The 16,860-nt window shown below is 68.9% G+C and carries 15 protein-coding genes; 6 read left to right on the forward strand and 9 right to left on the reverse strand.

The features are described 5' to 3' along the window. Nucleotides 1-2: 2 nt before the first annotated feature. From AC1RM6_RS26315 to AC1RM6_RS26335, 5 genes are all read right to left on the reverse strand, one after another. Nucleotides 3-1,601, reverse strand: a complete 1,599-nt coding sequence (locus AC1RM6_RS26315) for a GMC family oxidoreductase (protein WP_493106839.1) — start codon at nucleotides 1,599-1,601, stop codon at nucleotides 3-5. 392 nt (nucleotides 1,602-1,993) lie between these two features. Then, nucleotides 1,994-2,365, reverse strand: coding sequence for a VOC family protein (locus tag AC1RM6_RS26320; RefSeq protein ID WP_493106841.1), 372 nt, complete (start codon nucleotides 2,363-2,365; stop codon nucleotides 1,994-1,996). A gap of 14 nt (nucleotides 2,366-2,379) precedes the next feature. Then, nucleotides 2,380-3,189, reverse strand: a complete 810-nt coding sequence (locus tag AC1RM6_RS26325; RefSeq protein ID WP_493106843.1) for an SDR family oxidoreductase — start codon at nucleotides 3,187-3,189, stop codon at nucleotides 2,380-2,382. A gap of 158 nt (nucleotides 3,190-3,347) precedes the next feature. Further along, entirely contained in the window at nucleotides 3,348-4,574 is a 1,227-nt protein-coding gene (locus tag AC1RM6_RS26330) for a PQQ-dependent sugar dehydrogenase (protein WP_493106845.1), read from the reverse strand. Continuing rightward, nucleotides 4,571-5,527 carry an SMP-30/gluconolactonase/LRE family protein gene (locus AC1RM6_RS26335; protein WP_493106847.1) on the reverse strand — a complete coding sequence of 319 codons (957 nt, stop codon included), beginning with the start codon at nucleotides 5,525-5,527 and terminating at the stop codon, nucleotides 4,571-4,573. The genes AC1RM6_RS26330 and AC1RM6_RS26335 overlap by 4 nt, the downstream gene beginning before the upstream one ends. A gap of 177 nt (nucleotides 5,528-5,704) precedes the next feature. Between AC1RM6_RS26335 and AC1RM6_RS26340 the strand changes: the two genes are divergently transcribed. Further along, nucleotides 5,705-6,244: a hypothetical protein gene (locus AC1RM6_RS26340; RefSeq protein WP_493106850.1), complete on the forward strand. Its 540-nt coding sequence runs from the start codon at nucleotides 5,705-5,707 to the stop codon at nucleotides 6,242-6,244. Between the two features lie 20 nt (nucleotides 6,245-6,264). Beyond that, nucleotides 6,265-7,668 carry an aldehyde dehydrogenase family protein gene (locus AC1RM6_RS26345; protein WP_493106852.1) on the forward strand — a complete coding sequence of 468 codons (1,404 nt, stop codon included), beginning with the start codon at nucleotides 6,265-6,267 and terminating at the stop codon, nucleotides 7,666-7,668. Nucleotides 7,669-7,906: 238 nt separating this feature from the next. Here the strand turns inward: AC1RM6_RS26345 and AC1RM6_RS26350 are convergent, their stop codons facing one another. Next, the gene (locus tag AC1RM6_RS26350; RefSeq protein ID WP_493106854.1) at nucleotides 7,907-8,953 is read right to left on the reverse strand and encodes a Rieske 2Fe-2S domain-containing protein; all 1,047 of its coding nucleotides are present in this window, start codon (nucleotides 8,951-8,953) and stop codon (nucleotides 7,907-7,909) included. Nucleotides 8,954-9,061: 108 nt separating this feature from the next. Between AC1RM6_RS26350 and AC1RM6_RS26355 the strand changes: the two genes are divergently transcribed. Then, nucleotides 9,062-9,973, forward strand: coding sequence for a LysR family transcriptional regulator (locus tag AC1RM6_RS26355; RefSeq protein WP_493106856.1), 912 nt, complete (start codon nucleotides 9,062-9,064; stop codon nucleotides 9,971-9,973). A gap of 4 nt (nucleotides 9,974-9,977) precedes the next feature. On the opposite strand, the gene AC1RM6_RS26360 is transcribed toward AC1RM6_RS26355, so the two are convergent. The 3 genes from AC1RM6_RS26360 to AC1RM6_RS26370 all read right to left on the reverse strand — a co-directional run bounded on the left by AC1RM6_RS26360 (nucleotide 9,978) and on the right by AC1RM6_RS26370 (nucleotide 13,170). Beyond that, a complete protein-coding gene (locus AC1RM6_RS26360) occupies nucleotides 9,978-11,714 on the reverse strand; it encodes a cytochrome c biogenesis protein DipZ (protein WP_493106858.1) in 1,737 nt (578 codons plus the stop codon). 261 nt (nucleotides 11,715-11,975) lie between these two features. Beyond that, nucleotides 11,976-12,278 (reverse strand): UBP-type zinc finger domain-containing protein, encoded by a 303-nt coding sequence (locus AC1RM6_RS26365; RefSeq protein ID WP_493106860.1) that lies wholly within the window; start codon nucleotides 12,276-12,278, stop codon nucleotides 11,976-11,978. A 70-nt stretch (nucleotides 12,279-12,348) separates the two neighbouring features. After that, nucleotides 12,349-13,170: an alpha/beta fold hydrolase gene (locus AC1RM6_RS26370; protein ID WP_493106862.1), complete on the reverse strand. Its 822-nt coding sequence runs from the start codon at nucleotides 13,168-13,170 to the stop codon at nucleotides 12,349-12,351. A 366-nt stretch (nucleotides 13,171-13,536) separates the two neighbouring features. Between AC1RM6_RS26370 and AC1RM6_RS26375 the strand changes: the two genes are divergently transcribed. The 3 genes from AC1RM6_RS26375 (at nucleotide 13,537) to AC1RM6_RS26385 (ending at nucleotide 16,848) form a co-directional block, all read left to right on the forward strand. Further along, complete coding sequence (locus AC1RM6_RS26375) at nucleotides 13,537-14,244, forward strand: sensor histidine kinase (protein WP_493106864.1); 708 nt, start codon at nucleotides 13,537-13,539, stop codon at nucleotides 14,242-14,244. 100 nt (nucleotides 14,245-14,344) lie between these two features. After that, complete coding sequence (locus tag AC1RM6_RS26380) at nucleotides 14,345-16,213, forward strand: PAS domain-containing sensor histidine kinase (RefSeq protein WP_493106866.1); 1,869 nt, start codon at nucleotides 14,345-14,347, stop codon at nucleotides 16,211-16,213. Next, nucleotides 16,210-16,848 carry a response regulator transcription factor gene (locus AC1RM6_RS26385; RefSeq protein WP_493106867.1) on the forward strand — a complete coding sequence of 213 codons (639 nt, stop codon included), beginning with the start codon at nucleotides 16,210-16,212 and terminating at the stop codon, nucleotides 16,846-16,848. Before AC1RM6_RS26380 ends, AC1RM6_RS26385 begins: the two co-directional genes overlap by 4 nt. The last annotated feature ends 12 nt before the right edge of the window (nucleotides 16,849-16,860 follow it).

The following is a 16,860-nucleotide window of genomic DNA, read 5'->3' on the forward strand; positions in this document are numbered from 1 at the left end:
CTTCAGCCCGCGATCACCAGGTCGGCGCCCTTTTCGCCGACCAGGATCGCCGGGGCATTGGTGTTGGCCATCGGCATCAGCGGCATGATCGAGGCGTCGATCACCCGGAGCCCGGCGACCCCGCGCACCCGGAGCGCCGGATCGACTACCGCCGTGGCATCCCCGCCCATCCGGCAGGTGCCGACCGGGTGGAAACCGATCCCGACCCGCGAGCGGATCAGGGCGGCCCATTCGCCGTCGTCGGCGGGCGGCGCCGACGGCGAATTCATGCCGGTGACGAAGCGCGCCAGCGCGGGCGCGCGATAGAGGCGGTCGACCGCCTTCACCCCGCTGACCAGCGCCCGCATGTCGTCGGCATCGCCGAGCAACCGGTGGTCGATCAGCGGCCGCTCGTCCGGGTCGCGGCTGCGCAGGGCGATGCGGCCGCGGCTCTTGGGCGGGCTGACATTGGCGAAGATCGTCATCCCCGGCCGTTCGGCGGGGCGCATCGTCGTCATGTCGTGGCAATTGGGGCTCATGCTGAGCTTGATGTCGGGATGCGGATTGGCGGGATCGGAGCGCAGGCTCGCCATCGCCAGCACCGGCGAGGTGGTCAGCAGCCCGCGCCCGAGCAGAAAATAGCGGGCGAGGTGCGCCGGCATCCGCATCGCACCCGCCATCACGTTGAAGGTCGGGACATTGACGAAGCGGCTGGTCGCGAAGCTGGCATGTTCCTGCAGATTGCGGCCGACCTCGGGGCGATCGGCGACCGTCTCGATGCCGAGCTCGCGCAATTCGCCGGCCGGCCCGATCCCCGATCGCAGCAGGATCGCCGGCGACTGCATCGTGCCCGCGCTCAGCAGCACCTCGCGGCGCGCCCGCACGATCTGCGTCTCGCCGTCGCGGCGGAACGCGACCCCGCTCGCCCGGCCGTCCTCGAACAGCACGCGGTCGGCCTGCGCCTCGGTCAGTATCGTCAGATTGGGGCGCTTGCGGACCGGGTCGAGATAGGCGCGCGTCGTACTGTGGCGGGTTCCGTGCGCCTGGGTGACATGGTTTTCGAAGCTGCCGTCGATGTCGCCGGTGCAATAGTCGGCGATCCGCCGCAGCCCGGTCTCGCCGCAGGCGGCGACGAACGCCTCGACCAGCGGATGGCGGTTGCGCGAGGCCGCGACCGCGAGCGGTCCGTTCCTGCCGAGCACCGGCGCGCCCGGCCCCTCATAGGCTTCGGCGCGCTCGAAATAGGGCAGGACGTCGGCCCAGCCCCAGCCGGTGCAGCCCGCCGCCGCCCAGCCGTCATAATCATGGCGGGCGCCGCGGGTATAGACCATGCCGTTGATCGACGAGCCGCCGCCGAGCATCCGCCCCGAATGCCAGACGATGCTGCGCCCATCGATCGAGGGATCGGGCTCGGTCCGGTACATCCAGTTGCGGTCGCGATTCCCCATCAGCTTTGCGACCCCCGCGGGCATCTTCGCGAACAGCCCGGTCGGCCGGCTGCCCGCCTCGATCAGCACCACCCGGACATCGGGGCGCGCCGACAGCCGGTTGGCGAGCACGCACCCCGCACTGCCGCCGCCGACGATCACATAATCGGCCTCGATCCCGATCGGCCCGGTCATCGGCGGATCCCTCCCCCGGCGCGGCGCTTGCCCATGACGCTCTCCCGCTCCGATCGGAGCATAAGTTCATATATATGAATTTTATTTCGCTATATAGCCACTTCTATTGCGTCGGCGCGGCGCGTCAAGGGGCTTGGCGCGAAGGCGCAAAAGCAGGGCACGAAAAGCCCGTCGTTCCGGCGGAGGCCGGAACTGCCCAAGGCAAAAGCGCGACGTTGAAGAAAGGAAGACCGCCGCCGGCCGCAGCCATACGAATGAGCTTGGCCTGCGTCGTACGGCGATCGCGCGCTTGTCTGCTGCATGCCCGCCTTGGGCGGCTCCGGGCGATGCCTGTCCTCGGACGGGCAACGCATCGATCCGGGGGCCGGAGCGACGGGTGATCGGTGCGCCCGCTATTCCCCGGTGAAATTCAGCTCCAGCCCGACACCGTGCGGATCGGTGACGAACACCTGGGTGAGCCCGGGCGACAGCCCCTCGAACACCGAATAATCGCGCCCCTGCGCGGTCAGCCGCGCGAGGGTGCCGGTCTTGTCGGTGCAGTTGAGCGCGACATGGTCGAACGGCCCGGTCGCGGTCGATCCGGGGTCCATCAGCCGGAAATGGATGATCGGCTCGCCATTCTCGTCATGGAGCCAATGGCCCTGCTGCCCCATCACCATCGGGCTGCGGCCGTAGGTGAGACCGAAGACGTCGACATAGAAGGCCACCGACGCGGCGATGTCGGTGGTGCGGATATTGATATGGTTGATGCCGCGGACCGCCATGACGCCCTCCCCGCCTATCGCAGAATCTCGGCGAGGGTGCCGCCGTCGACCTTGATGTCCGAGCCCGACAGATAGGAGGCCCCCGGCGAGCACAGGAACACCGCGACCGCGGCGATCTCGTCGGCGTTGCCGTAGCGGCCGAGCGGCGTTTTTGCGAGCATCGCCGCCATTTGCGGGCTCGCCTGCTGTTCGGCGCGGCCCATCGCGGTGTCGATCAGCCCCGGCGAGATCGACATGATCCGCGCGCCGCGCGCGCCGAACGCCATCGCCTCGCGCTCGACCATGCGCAGCACCCCGCGCTTCGACAGCGAATAGGCCGGCCCGGGGTTCGGCATCATCGCCAGCAGATCGCCCGAACTGCCGGCGGCGATCGCCGCGTCGAGCGCGGCGTCGATCTCGGGCGAGCGCATCATATAGCCCGACGACGAGGCGATCAGCACCGCGCAGCCGCCGGCGACGATCCGCGGCCGGACCAGATCGACCAGCCGCGCGGTCGCATCGAAATTGACCGCGAAGATCGTCGCGGCATCGCCCATCGTCGGCGACAGGCCGGCGCTGTGGACCAGCGCGCCGATCGGCCGGTCGCCAAGCGCCGCGATCAGCCGCGCGCCGAAATCGGCATCGGCGATATTGCCCGCGAGGATCTCCGCCGATCGGCCGGGCCCGCGCAGCGGCGCCGCCACCGCCTCGAGCCGCCCCGCATCGAGATCGCACAGCAGCAGCGACCAACCCTGCGCGGCAAGCTGCCGCGCGCTGGCGGCGCCCATACCGCCCGCGGCCCCCGTCACGATCGCCAGTCCTGGGATATTGTCCTGCGAAGCCATGCCGTCCTCTCCCGGCGCCGGTCCCGTTCATGCGGACTCTGCGGCGCCCGACCGGCATATCAGCTGCGGGCGCGCCTCAAAAGGCCGGCGGCCGCAGCATCGCCGCGACGATCCCGCGATCCCCCGGATGTCTTAGCATCGTCGGGATCGCAGGATCGTCAGCGCTTGTCGGCGGAGGCCGGCACCAGCTTCAATATCTCGCCGTCATTGCTGTCGGTCAGCACATAGACCGCCCCGTCCGGCCCCTGGACGACGTCGCGGATCCGCTTCCTGAGATCGCCGAGCAGCCGCTCCTCGCCGACCACCGTGTCGCCCTTCAGGGTCAGCCGCGTCAGCCGCATGTCGCGCAGGCCGCCGACGAACAGGCTGCCCTTCCACGCCGGGAACAGCTTGCCGGTGTAGAAGATCATCCCGCTCGGCGCGATCACCGGGTCCCAATAATAGACCGGCTGCTCCATCCCCGGCGCCTGGGTGATGCCGCCGGTGATCGTGCCGCCATTATATTCGATGCCATAAGCGATCGTCGGCCAGCCATAATCGCGGCCCTTGCGCGGGATGTTGAGCTCGTCGCCGCCATTGGTGCCATGCTCGATCTCCCAGATCTCGCCGGTCTTCGGGTTGATCGCCGCCGCCTGGACGTTGCGATGGCCGTAGGACCAGATTTCGGGCCTGACCCCGGGCTTGCCGACGAACGGATTGTCCCTGGGGATCGAGCCGTCGGGATTGATCCGCACCAGCTTGCCGAGCAGCCCGTCGAGCCGCTGCGCCTGCATCCGCCCCTCGGTGATCGAGCGTTCGCCCATCGTCACGAACAGGGTGCCGTCGGGCGCGAACACCAGCCGGGATCCGAAATGCAGCGTCGAGGCCAGCGACGGCGCCTGGTGGAAGATCACCTCGACATTCTCGACCTTGGGCGCCGACCCGTCGACCAGGCGCCCGCGCGCGACCGCGGTGTTGTTGACGCCATTGCCGCGCGGCTCGGAATAGCTCCAGTAGATCAGATGGTTGGTCGCGAATTTCGGATCGAGCGCGACCCCGAGCATCCCACCCTGGCCGCGCGCGTCGACCGCGGGGGTGCCGTCGATCGCCGGCGACAGCGCGCCGTCCTTGCCGACGAGCCGCAGCCGGCCCGGCCGCTCGCTCACCAGCATCCGCCCATCGGGCAGGAACGCCATGCCCCAGGGAAAGGCCAGCCCCTTGACCGCGGACACCACGTCGAACGCGACCCCGGACTTGTCCTCGGGCGCGCGGGTCTGCCCGGCAAAGGCCGGCTTCTGGGTGGTGCCGTGCGGCGGCGCCTGGTCGAACGACGCGACCTGCGCCGATGCGGCGATCGCGGTGGCGGCGAGCGTGGTTGCCAGAAGGGTCTTCTTGAAGTCGATCATCGGGATTTCGCCGCCTTGGGTAGGGTATAGGATATCGCAACGGCACCGAAGCTGCCGGCATTGGCCGGTTCTCGCATCGCGGCCCATTTCGCCTGCACCACATAAGCGGTGTTGCCGACCAAAGTCACCCCGGTCGGACTGTCGGGCAGATCCGCTTTGAGCAGGTGGATCGTCGCACCGTCGCCGTCGATCGTCAGTTCGACCAGCCGGCCCTCGCCCTCGACCAGCAGCAGCGTCTTCGCGCCGACCGCGCGCATCCCGTCGGGCTTCACCAGCGGCCGCCCGGTCGCGATCGTCACCGGCTTGCCGGCCGTTCCGTCGGCCTGCACCGGCACCCGCACCAGCGCCCCGGTCTTGAAATTATTCGCATAGAGCGCCCCGTCGGCAAGCTGGACGAGCCCGTCGATCCCGGCGCCGAGATCGCCTGCCCAAGGTCGGAAACGGTCGTCGCTCTTGCCCAGCCGCATGATCCGGCCGCCGTCGAAATCGCTGGCATAGAGGCTGCCGTCGCGCGCGATCGTCAGGTCGTTGCAGCGCCCGCCGCCCTCGAAGCCGAAGCTCGCGCGAAACGCCCCGGTCCTCAGGTCGAAGCTCTTGATCGCGGTCGCCTCGGCCGGCTGGTCGGCGGTCGCGCGGGCGCCGGGGGCACACACCCACAACAGGCCCCGCTTCGCGTCCGCCCACAACCCCATCGACTGCTTCATGCCGCCGGTGCCCGACGCGATCCACGCCTGCGCGGCCTTCGAACCGGGCAGCGCACGGTAGATCGTGCCTTTGGTGACGCTGCCGAACCAGACCGTTCCGTCGCGCGACGAGGCGATGTTCTCGGGGAACACCGCGCTGTCGGCGATGACGATATCGCCGGCCGGTTCGTCCGCCATCGCCGCCATCGGCAGCAGCGCCGCCATGAACGCCATCCCCACGGCTCCGCGCCGATATCGCCACTCATCCATCGTTACGTCCCCCGATCATGGCCCCTTTGGCGGCGTACACCGCGCGAACTACAGCGCGTCGCAGACGGTCGCCGTTCCTCGCTGATGCTTGTAGCTATATATTTCCGTATATATCACTAGGGAATCAGCGGCTCCGGCACCAGCCCGCTTTTGGGCGTCCCGGAACGGGAGGATGTGATGGCACGCAAGGTGAGGATCGACATGACCGGCGTCCGCCATGGCCGGCTCGTCGGCATCGACTATTCGCACAGCCACGGCGGCCATGCCCATTGGCTGTTTCAGTGCGACTGCGGCGATGAGGCCGTGATCAATGGTGCGGCGGTCCGATCGGGCAAGACCGCGAGTTGCGGCTGCCTGCACAGCGAGATCTGCGCGGCGCGCCTGCTCAAACATGGCCGGCGCGCGAAGAAGCGCCACGACGCGACCTACCGCGCCTGGCAGGAGATCAACGACGCCTGCCGCAATCCGGCCTCGGCGCGATATCCCGGGTGCGGCGCGATCGGGATCGCGGTCTGCGATGCCTGGAGGAGCGACTTCGAAAGCTTCCTGCGCGACATGGGCGAGCGACCCGACGACATGATCCTTGCCCGGCGCGACGATATGGCCGATTTCTCGCCCGGCAATTGCCTGTGGGTCGGCAACCGATCGCGATCCGCGCGCGCCGAAGCGGGCTGGAAAAAGCGCCAGGCGCCCGACGGCGCCGTCGCGGCGGCATGACGGAAATGGAGAGGATCATCATGGACTATCGGCTGTTGATCGACGGCGCGCTGATCGCCGGGGAATCGACCCTCGACGTCATCACCCCCGCGACCGGGCAGGTGCTGGCCGCCGCGCCGCGGGCCGGTGCGGCGCAAGCCGAAGCGGCGATCGCCGCCGCGAACCGGGCCTTTCCGGCATGGTCGCGGCTGGGCTTCGCCGAACGGCGCCCCTATCTCGAACGGCTCGCCGCCGCGATCGACGAGCGCGCCGACCAGTTCGCGCGGCTGCTGACCCAGGAACAGGGCAAGCCGCTCGACCAGGCCCGCTACGAGGTGATGGGGACGATCGCGGTGCTGGGCTATTATGCCGGCCAGGAACTCGCACCGCGGATATTGCGCGAGACCGACGACGTCCGCATCATCGAGCAGCGCTATCCGCTCGGGGTCGTCGCCGCGATCACGCCGTGGAATTTCCCGCTGCTGCTGCTGATGCTCAAGATGGCGCCCGCGCTGATCACCGGCAATGTCGTCATCGCCAAGCCCGCCCCCACCACCCCGCTGACGACGCTGCTGCTCGGCGAGATCGCCGCGCAGATCCTGCCGGCCGGGGTGTTCCAGACGCTGGTCGACCAGAATGATCTCGGCGCGCTGCTGAGCGGCCATCCCGACATCGCCCATGTCAGCTTCACCGGATCGACCGCGACCGGCAAGAAGGTGCTCGGCAGCGCCGCCGACAGCCTCAAGCGCTTCACTCTCGAACTGGGCGGCAACGATGCCGCGATCATCCTCGACGATGCCGATCTCGACAAGGTCGCGCCGAGCATCTTCCAGGGCGCAACCGCCAATGCCGGGCAGATCTGCCTCGCGGTCAAACGCGTCTATGCGCCGCGATCGATGGTCGATGCGCTGTGCGATGCGCTCGCTCGGCTGGCGAAGGACGCCGCGGTCGGCGACGGGCTGCAGCAGGGCACTACGATCGGCCCGATCCAGAACAAGGCGCAATATGAAAAGCTGCTCGCGCTGATCGAGGAATCGCGCGGCCAGGGCACGATCGTTGCGGGCGGCGAGCCGATCGCCGGCGACGGCTATTTCATCGCGCCGACCATCGTCCGCGACCTCCCCGACGACGCCCGGCTGGTGCGCGAGGAACAGTTCGGGCCGGTGCTGCCGATCCTCGCCTATGACGATCTCGACGACGCGATCGCCCGCGCGAACGACAGCGACTATGGGCTGGGCGGCACCGTATGGACATCGGACGTCGCCCGCGGGATCGCGGTCGCCTCGCGGATCGAAAGCGGCACCGTGTGGGTCAACAAGCATCTCGACCTGCCGTTCGACATCGCCTTCGGCGGCGCCAAGCAGTCGGGGATCGGCCGCCAGCAGGGGATCGAGGGCATGGAGGACTTCACGCAGATCCGGATCGTCAACGCCGCGCTGGCGTGAGTTTTCGGGGCCGAACGCCCTCTCTTCTCCGCCCTTTCTTCTCCGTTCGTGTCGCGCGTAGTTGAAACACGTCGTACTGGTGGCACCTGTCCCGACTACGCTCGGCACGAACGGATTGGGCGTTTCGGCGGTTGGTACGAGATCAAGATGGGGCGCCACCGGGTATCGGCCGCTCACCGAACCGCCGAACCAGCGGCGACGCGAGGTGGCTCTCGTGGTCCGATGCCTGCGCCGCGTCTCAGGCGATGAAGAAGCGGCTCAGCCCCATGTCGCGCAGCCCCCGCCGATAGGCCATCGAGCTGCGGTCGGCCGGGATATGCGCCTCCATCTGCGGGTCGAGCGGCAGGCATTCGGGGCGTTGCGCCTCGACGATCGCCCTGTCCTCCTCGAACACCCGGCGATTGAAGTCGTAGACGTCCTCGACCGGCCGGTCGGTGTCGAAATTGCGCGCGATCGGCGCGAACAGCCGGGTCACCCGCGCCGATACCGGGCTCGCCGCGTTCATGATGACGAGACGCCCGTCGTCGGGGAAATGGACGGTCAGGGTCGCGGTGAACGGCAGGTGCACGCTGAAATGCCGCAGCCATTCGAACCCGGCGCGGCCGCGCTCGACCGCGCCGATCGGATAATTGCCGACCGAGCTGCGATAGTCGACCGCGAAGCCATATTCGTGCCGCACCGGCTTATAGGCCGGCACCTCGACATTGTCGGGATCGCCGAAGGTCGCGCTGTGGACGAAGCCGAAATGGGCAACGTCGAGAAAGCCTTCGAGCTGGCGTCCGGCAAAGCCGAAAATATCCATCCACGGGCAGGTGATCTGCTGGAAGCCGGCATCGTTCCAGTGCGGCATCGGCGGCAGGATCGCCGGCCCGTCATCCTCGGGCGCGAGGCAGGTCCAGACCAGGCCATAGGCCTCGACCGCGGGATAAGTGGCGAGATGGAATTGCGCCGGGATCGCCTTGTCGGGATGCGCCGGAATCCTGATGCAACGGCCTTCGGCGCCGAAGCGCAGGCCATGATAGGCGCAGGCGATCGCATGGCCGTCGAAGCTCCCCATGCTCAGCGGCACCCCGCGATGCGGGCAGAGGTCGTTGGCGACGGTGAGCGCGCCGTCGGCGGTGCGATAGACGATCAATTTCTCGTCGAGCAGGGTCGCCCCGACCGGCCCGGCATCGACCTCGCGGACCAGCGCGACCGGATACCAGTGGCGCGCCAGGATATGCCAGTCGGCCTCGTCGAAGGTGCAGCCGCGCGGCAGCGCACGGCGTTTCACGATATCCAGCATGTCGATCGTCCCCGGCCGCGTCATGCGGCGCGCGACACTCTTGCTGGACGGGTGCGATGAATTCCATATCATAGAATTCCACCACCCGTTGCAAAAATGAGCGCACCCATGACCCCGGTCAGCTTCTCGCGATTCCTGCGCTATTTCGTGGTGGTGGCGCGGCTCGGATCGATCCGGAAGGCGTCGGAACAGCTCAACGTCTCGGCATCGGCGATCGACCGCCAGCTGCTCAAGGCCGAGCGCGACCTCGGCATCGCCCTGTTCGAGCGGCTGCCGACCGGGGTGCGGGTGACCGCGGCGGGCGAGATGCTGCTCGACGCCGGGCAGCGCTGGCACCGCGAATTCGACCAGGTCGTCACCCGGATGGACGATCTCAAGGGGCTGCGGCGCGGCCATGTCCGGATCGCGGTGATCGACGCGCTTGCGCAGGCGCTGGTCCCCGGGATCGTTCGCGACATCCGCGCCGAGCTGCCGGGGATCACCTTCGAGATCAACGTCCGCGACAATCGCGAGGTAATGCGCGCGATATCGTCGGGCGATGTCGATTTCGGGATCGCACTCGACCCGCAATCGGCCCGCGACCTGCAGGTGCGCGCGCATGCCGACATCCATCTCGGCTTCGTCACCCCGGCCGACCATGCATGGACGGCGCTCGACAGCGTGCGGTTCAGTCGCTGCTCGGGCGTCGACATGATCGCCCCCGCCGAGCCGCTGGCTTTGTGCGATCAGGTCAAGGCGCTCGAGGCGAGCAGCGGGGTGGCGATGCGCGCAGCGGCGCGATCGGACAATATCCAGCTGATCAAGACGCTGGTCCGCGAACGGGTCGGCATCGCCATCCTCGCCTGGATCGACGTCGTCGACGAGGTCCGCCGCGGCGAACTCGGCTTCGTGCGGCTGAGCGACGCGGTGCTGCGCCCGCTCGCGCTCGCCTTGTGCGTCGATCCCGCCCGCCAATTGTCGGTCGCGGCGCGGATGGTGCTCGACCGGGTCGAGGCGCAGCTCATGCTCCTCGACGCGTAATCCCTCACCCGAAAGTGAAGGCGAAGGCCTGGACGCCCGGATCGAGGAACTCGATCGCGAAGCTGCGCTCACGCACCCCGCCCGCCTGGCGGACGAGCTGGTAGAGCCTTTGCCCGGTCACGGTGCCGCTGCCGTCGGCGGCGACATCGACGCCATGGTCGGCGCCCGGCGCCTTGCCGTCGATCGTCACCCGGAAGCGGATCGCGCGGCCGTCGCTTGCAGGACCCAGCACCAGATGGACGTCGCGCGCGGCGAAGCGGTAGACGATCCGCGCCGGCGCGGCATCGGCGGTGGCATGCTCGCGGCCGACCGTCCAGCGGCCCGCCAGCCCCCAGGCGTTGAGCTTGCCGAGCGCCGGCGCGGCATAATCATGCGCGACGTTGCGGACCGCGCCGCCGGGGGAGGCGAATTTCGCCGCGCGGGCATAGCCGATATAGGTTTCGGGCGAACCGACCGCGCGCCCGGCGCCGGCGGCCCCGACCCCTTCGGCGGCGACCCTGACCGTGCGCATGTCGCCGACCGCATCGCCATTTTCGGCGAGCAGCCGCTGGATCAGCTTTTCCGATCCGGCATAGTCGCCCTCGCCGAAATGATGGTGGCGGATGCGACCGCGGCCATCGATGAAATAATGCGCCGGCCAGTAATGATTGTCGAACGCGCGCCAGATCGCCCGGTCGTTGTCGAGCGCGACCGGATAGGCGATGCCGAGATCGGCGACCGCCTTGCGGACATTGGCGGGATCCTTCTCGAACGCGAATTCGGGGGCGTGGACGCCGATCACCACCAGCCCCTGCGCCTTGTATTTCTCGGCCCAGGCCCGGACATAGGGCAGGCTGCGCAGGCAGTTGATGCAGCTATAGGTCCAGAAATCGACCAGCACGACCTTGCCGCGCAGCGCTTCGGGGGTCAGCGGCGGCGAATTGATCCAGCCGGTGGCGCCTGCGAGCGACGGAAATGTCCCCTCGCCCCCGAGCGGCCCGCTTGCGCGCATCGCCGCCGACGGCATGTCGTCGGCCGGGTGGAAACGATCGAGCAGCGACTGTTCGACGCGCGCGGTGCCCGACAGCGAGATTCGGGTCAGCAGCCCGGTGTCGAGCCCGAGCGCGATCGCCACCACCCCGACCAGCACCGCGGCGCCGAGCGCGCGCCGCACCCATTCGCTGATCCCGAGCGAGCGCTTCATCGCCGCGAACACCCGGCCGCCGACCAGCAGCGCGAGCGCGAGCGAGGTCGCCGCCCCCGCGGCATAAGCGAGCAGCAGCAACGAGGTGCCGACGCTCGCCCCCTGCAGAGCGGCCCCCGTCAGCACGAGCCCGAGCACCGGCCCCGCGCACGGCGCCCACAACAGCCCGGTCGCGACCCCGAGCAGCAGCGAGGCGGCGAAGGTCGAGGCATTGCTCCGGCCGTCGGTCGCCGACTGCGACAGCCGCGACCCGAGCGCCACCAGCGGCCGGGTCGCGCGATCGGCGAGTGCGGGAAACAGCAGCAGCAGCCCGAAACCGGCGAGGATCAGCAGCGCCGCGATCCGGCCATAGCTGTTCGCCTGCACCGCCCAGCCGCCCCCGACCGCCGCCAGCGTCGCCACCCCCGCGAAGGTCACCGCCATGCCGAGCAGCAGCGGCAGCCCGCTGCGCAGGAAAGGCTGATCGGCGCGCGCGAACACGAACGGCAGCACCGGCAGGATGCACGGACTGACGATCGTCAGCGCGCCGCCAAGATAGGACAGGAGCAGCAAGATCATCGGGGCGGTCGTCCTGGTTTGGGGGTGTCGTCGATCGCTATACGGGGCACGAGCGGCGTGGGTTACGAACGACCGAATTCGGGGTTAAGCGAGATTCCGATCCTCCCTGAAGCGAAGCTTCGGGGAGGGGGACCACCGAAGGTGGTGGAGGGGTCTTCCAACCGCAAGATCACCTCAGTCGTCGAGGCTCTGCGCGACCCCTCCACCGCCCTAAGGGCGGTCCCCCTCCCCAGCAAAGCCGGGGAGGATCTGAAAGCCGCCTCACACATAACGCGGGATCGGCCCCCATTGCGGGGTCTGGTCGGGCAGATCGACCTCGATCTCGTCGACATAGCACCAGCCCCAGCCCTCGGGCGGGTCATAGCCCTCGATGATCGGATGATGGGTCGCATGATAATGAGCGGTGGCGTGGCGGTGCGGCGACTGGTCGCAGCAGCCGACATGGCCGCAGGTCCGGCACAGCCGCAGATGGACCCAGGGACTGCCGATCTTCAGGCACTCCTCGCAACCCTTCGCGCTCGGGGTCACCTCTTCGATCGTCCTGCTGTGGCTGCAACCGCTCATGCGCATGATTCCCCTGTGATGGTGGTGTGACGGTAGACGCCGCGCATCCTCGGGATGCGCGGCGCGGGTTTCAACCCCGGATGAACGCCAGCAGATCGGCGTTGAGCCGGTCATGATGGGTGATCGGCAGCCCGTGCGGCGCGCCCGGATAGACGATGAGGGTCGCGTTCGGGACGATCTCGGCCGATCGCCGGCCGGCGGCGTCGATCGGGACGATCTGGTCGTCGTCGCCATGGACGACCAGCGTCGGCACGTCGATCTTGCGCAGATCGGCGGTGTAGTCGACCTCGGAAAACTCGCGGACACAGTCATATTGGCCCTTGATGCCGCCCTGCATCCCCTCGCGCCAGAATTCCTGGCGGGTGCCTTCGGAGCGCACCGCACCCGGACGGTTGAAGCCGAAAAAGGGCAGGCTCAGGTCGAGGTAGAATTGCGAGCGGTTGTCGAGCACCGACTGGCGGATGCCGTCGAACACCGCGATCGGGGTGCCGGCGGGATTGGCGTCGGTCTTGACCATCAGCGGCGGCACAGCGCTGACCAGCGCCAGCTTGGACACCCGCGCCGAACCATGGGTCCCGACATAATGGGCGATCTCGCCGCCGCCGGTCGAATGGCCGACCAGGACGATGTCCCTGAGGTCGAGATGCTCGATCAGCTCGGCGAGGTCGGCGGCATAGCGGTCCATATGGTTGCCGTCCCAGCTCTGGTCCGACCGGCCATGGCTGCGCCGGTCATGCGCGATCACGCGAAAGCCGTTGCTGCCGAGAAACTGCATCTGCGCATCCCAGGCGTCGCCGCTCAGCGGCCAGCCATGGCTGAACAGCACCGGCTGCCCCTGCCCCCAATCCTTGTAGAAGAGCCGGGTGCCGTCGCTGGTGGTGAAGTAGGCCATGATATCCTCCGTAACCGAGCGGACCTGGGCGGCATGCCCGTCCGATGAGCCGGATATCGGCGTGGGGCGGTGCGGGCGGTATCATATGAAGGTTTGGGACGGGCGGCTGCCGCTGGGTCGGAAGCAGGGAGGAGCGCCGCCCCACCCTCGTCATCCCGGCGGAGGCCGGGATCTCAGGAGGCAAGCGCGCGCCTTGTCCGCATGAGATCCCGGCCTCCGCCGGGATGACGAATGTGGACGGACCATGCCCCACCACCCCGCCACCAAAGTCGGTGCCACCCCAAACCTGCGTATGATGGCGACGGCCGCTGCGATGCCCGATCACATGCTCCGTCAGCAGGGCAAGGCTGACGGGAGGACCAGCCGATGACCATGACCGACTTCGCGACCCACGCCGCGCCGATGATGGTGCTGCCGCCGCTCGCCGACCCGAGCAGCGCCGACGAGATCAACCACCGCATCGCCAACAGCCTGCAGCTGATCTCAGCGATGATCTCGATCGAGGCGCGTGCGATCGTCGATCCGGTCGCGCAGGTCGCGCTCGACCGTACCCGCCAGCGGATCGGCGCGATCGCCGGGGTCCATCGCCAGCTCTACCAGGCGGGCGAGACCGGCGCGGTCGACCTCGCGGTCTATCTGCGCGATCTCGGCCGCGACCTCGAACAGGGTTGCGCCGACAGCGATGCCGGGCGCCAGATCCTCGTCGAGGCGGCGCCGGTGGTGGTCGCCCCCGAAGAAGCGACCTCGATCGGCATCATCGTCTCCGAACTGGTCGGCAATGCCTGCAAATATGCCTATGCGCCCGGCCAGGCCGGCGACGTCCGCATCCGCCTGGCGGCCGCGCCCGGCGGCGGCTACCGGCTCGAGGTCGAGGATGACGGGTGCGGCATGGTCCCCGGCCAGGCGCCGCAGGGCAGCGGCCTGGGCGGGCGGCTGATCGAGATGATGGCGGCGCGGCTCGGCGGGCGCCCCGACTGGGACGAGGCCCATGCCGGCACCCGCTTCGTGATGCGCGTCCACGCCCCCGCCGGGCCGGCCGGCCAGGCCGCCGCTCCCTATCACGCCGCGCGCTGAGGCTTTGTCGTTGCGCCCCCGACCGCCTTTCGCCAATTTACCCGCCGCCAGCGTGGAACCCGTGTGGCTGTCCTGGAACCGGCCCTGGCGTGGAGCGACGATGAGCGGATATGCGGAGGCGCGCCGGCAGACGGCGCGGTGGCAGAGCCTGGCGGCCGGGATCATGGCGTTCGCGATCTTCGCGCTCGACATCGAAAGCCCGCTGCAGGGCGCGGTCGCGGTGCTCTACACCACCGTGGTGCTGCTGGTCGCGCTGACCAATTCGCGCGAGGTGGTCGCCGCCGCCGGCCTGGTCTGCTCGGGTCTGGCGATCGCCGGCTATTGCGACAGCCATTGGTCCGAACCGCTCGGATCGGCGGCGATGCGGCTCGGGGTCAGCCTGTTCGCGATCGGCGTCGCGACGATCCTGTCGGTGCGCAACCGGTCGGCGCGCGACACGCTTACCGAACAGGCGCGGATGCTCGAGCTCACCCATGACACGGTGATCATCCGCGACCGCGACGACAAGATCCTCTACTGGAACGATGGCGCGCAGCAGCTTTATGGCTGGCGCCGCGACGAGGCGCTCGGGCGCACATCGCATGACTTGCTCGCCACCGACGGCCATGAGGATGCCGCCGCGCATATCGCCGGCGCCGACAGCTGGTCGGGCGAGATCAGCCGCACCCGCAAGACCGGCGAGCGCATCGTGCTGGCCAGCCGCTGGCTCGCCCGCCACGACCATGAAGGCCGGACGATCGGCGTGATCGAGACCAGCGCCGACCTCACCGCCCAGCGCGAGGCCGCCGAGGAGCGCCGCCGGTCCGAAGAACGCTATCGCACGATCTTCAACGCCGCGGGCTTTCCGATCTGGGAGGGCGACTGGTCGACCGCTTATGCGCTGCTGCGTCCAGGCGAGACGCCGACGCCCGAGACGATCGACCTTATCGCCCGCACCGCGACGATCCGCGACGCCAACGACGCCGCCGCGCGGCTGTTCGGGCTCGCCGGCCGCGCCGATCTGATCGGCGGCACGATCGTCGCGCACCACAGCCCGGCGTCCGAGGCGACGCTCGGCCATATCCTCGCCGCGCTGCTCGCGGGCGACGGCACCGTCGAGGAGGAGACCCGCTTCGTGACCGCCGCCGGTGAGACGATCGACGTGCTGCTGCGGGTGACGCTGCCGCCCGATCATGACGGCTGGAAAAGGGTGCTGGTGATGGCGATGGACGTCACCGAACGCAACCAGGCCCAGGCACGGCTCGCCCAGGCGCAGACCGAACTCGCCCATGTCGCGCGGGTGACGATGCTCGGGCAGCTCGCGGCGTCGATCGCCCACGAGGTCAACCAGCCGCTGTCGGCGATCATCACCTATGCCAAGTCGGGCAAACGCTGGCTGGCGCGCGAGGCCCCCGCCGCCGCCGAGGTGTCCGACTGCCTCGACCATATCGGGTCGAACGGCACCCGCGCCGCCGAGGTGATCGACCGCATCCGCACGATGGCGCGCAACGCCGATCCGAAGCAGAACCGGATCGCGCTCGCCCCGCTGATCGACGAAACGATCGCGCTGCTCCACCGCGACCTGCAGGCGCACGACGTCGCGATCCGCCGTTCGGTCGCCGCCGAACTGCCCGCGGTGCTCGGCGACCGGGTGCAGATCCAGCAGGTGCTGATGAACCTGATGCTCAACGCCGAACAGGCGATGGCCGAGCTGCCACGGCGCGAGCTGTGCGTCGAGGCGCGGCGCGAAGGCGACGGGGTGGTGGTCGAGGTCCATGATTGCGGCCATGGCCTGGCCGGCAAGGATCCCGACGCGCTGTTCCAGCCCTTCTTCACCACCAAGGCCGACGGCATGGGCATGGGCCTGTCGATCTGCCGCTCGATCGTCGAGCGGCATGGCGGCACCCTCACCGCCGCCGGCAACGACCAGGGTGGTGCGACCTTCCGCTTCCTTCTTCCCGTGGCAGATGATGAAAGGGCAGCGGCATGACCGAAGACGGCTGCGTCTGCGTGATCGACGACGATGCCGAGGTGCGCGGTGCGCTCGGCAGTCTGTTCCGCTCGACCGGGCTCGCGGTCGCGCTCCACGAATCGACCGAGGCCTTCCTCGCCGCCGGGGTGCCGGCGATCGCCTCGTGCCTGGTGCTCGACATCAGGCTGCGCGGCGAGAACGGGCTCGACTTCCAGGAACGGCTCGCGGCGGGCGGCCATGCGATCCCGGTGATCCTGATGACCGGCCATGGCGATATCCCGATGACGGTGCGCGGCATGAAGGCCGGCGCGCTCGACTTCCTGCCCAAGCCGTTCAGCGACGACCAGATGCTCGCCGCGGTCGCCGCGGCGATCGAGAAGGACCGCGCGCGCCGTGCCGAGGCCGCGGGCAACGCCGCGCTCGAGGGCCTCTATAAAGGCCTGACCCCGCGCGAGCGCGAGGTGATGGGCTTCGTCGTCACCGGGCTGATGAACAAGCAGGTCGCGGCGCGCATGGGCCTGTCCGAGATCACCGTGAAGATCCACCGCGGCAACGTCATGCGCAAGATGGCGGCGCAGTCGCTCGCCGACCTCGTCCGCATGGCCGAGCTGCTCGCGATCCGCGACGAGAACATCCACCGGTATAATATTTGAGTATGATACCGG

Source organism: Rhizorhabdus sp. GW822-FHT03C02, assembly GCF_058801765.1.

Bases quoted from the DNA above. Each gene is read 5' to 3' on its own strand.
- AC1RM6_RS26315 (WP_493106839.1), bottom strand. From the start codon at position 1,601: ATGACCGGGCCGATCGGGATCGAGGCCGATTATGTGATCGTCGGCGGC.
- AC1RM6_RS26320 (WP_493106841.1), bottom strand. From the start codon at position 2,365: ATGGCGGTCCGCGGCATCAACCATATCAATATCCGCACCACCGACATC.
- AC1RM6_RS26325 (WP_493106843.1), bottom strand. From the start codon at position 3,189: ATGGCTTCGCAGGACAATATCCCAGGACTGGCGATCGTGACGGGGGCC.
- AC1RM6_RS26330 (WP_493106845.1), bottom strand. From the start codon at position 4,574: ATGATCGACTTCAAGAAGACCCTTCTGGCAACCACGCTCGCCGCCACC.
- AC1RM6_RS26335 (WP_493106847.1), bottom strand. From the start codon at position 5,527: ATGGATGAGTGGCGATATCGGCGCGGAGCCGTGGGGATGGCGTTCATG.
- AC1RM6_RS26340 (WP_493106850.1), top strand. From the start codon at position 5,705: ATGGCACGCAAGGTGAGGATCGACATGACCGGCGTCCGCCATGGCCGG.
- AC1RM6_RS26345 (WP_493106852.1), top strand. From the start codon at position 6,265: ATGGACTATCGGCTGTTGATCGACGGCGCGCTGATCGCCGGGGAATCG.
- AC1RM6_RS26350 (WP_493106854.1), bottom strand. From the start codon at position 8,953: ATGCTGGATATCGTGAAACGCCGTGCGCTGCCGCGCGGCTGCACCTTC.
- AC1RM6_RS26355 (WP_493106856.1), top strand. From the start codon at position 9,062: ATGACCCCGGTCAGCTTCTCGCGATTCCTGCGCTATTTCGTGGTGGTG.
- AC1RM6_RS26360 (WP_493106858.1), bottom strand. From the start codon at position 11,714: ATGATCTTGCTGCTCCTGTCCTATCTTGGCGGCGCGCTGACGATCGTC.
- AC1RM6_RS26365 (WP_493106860.1), bottom strand. From the start codon at position 12,278: ATGAGCGGTTGCAGCCACAGCAGGACGATCGAAGAGGTGACCCCGAGC.
- AC1RM6_RS26370 (WP_493106862.1), bottom strand. From the start codon at position 13,170: ATGGCCTACTTCACCACCAGCGACGGCACCCGGCTCTTCTACAAGGAT.
- AC1RM6_RS26375 (WP_493106864.1), top strand. From the start codon at position 13,537: ATGACCATGACCGACTTCGCGACCCACGCCGCGCCGATGATGGTGCTG.
- AC1RM6_RS26380 (WP_493106866.1), top strand. From the start codon at position 14,345: ATGAGCGGATATGCGGAGGCGCGCCGGCAGACGGCGCGGTGGCAGAGC.
- AC1RM6_RS26385 (WP_493106867.1), top strand. From the start codon at position 16,210: ATGACCGAAGACGGCTGCGTCTGCGTGATCGACGACGATGCCGAGGTG.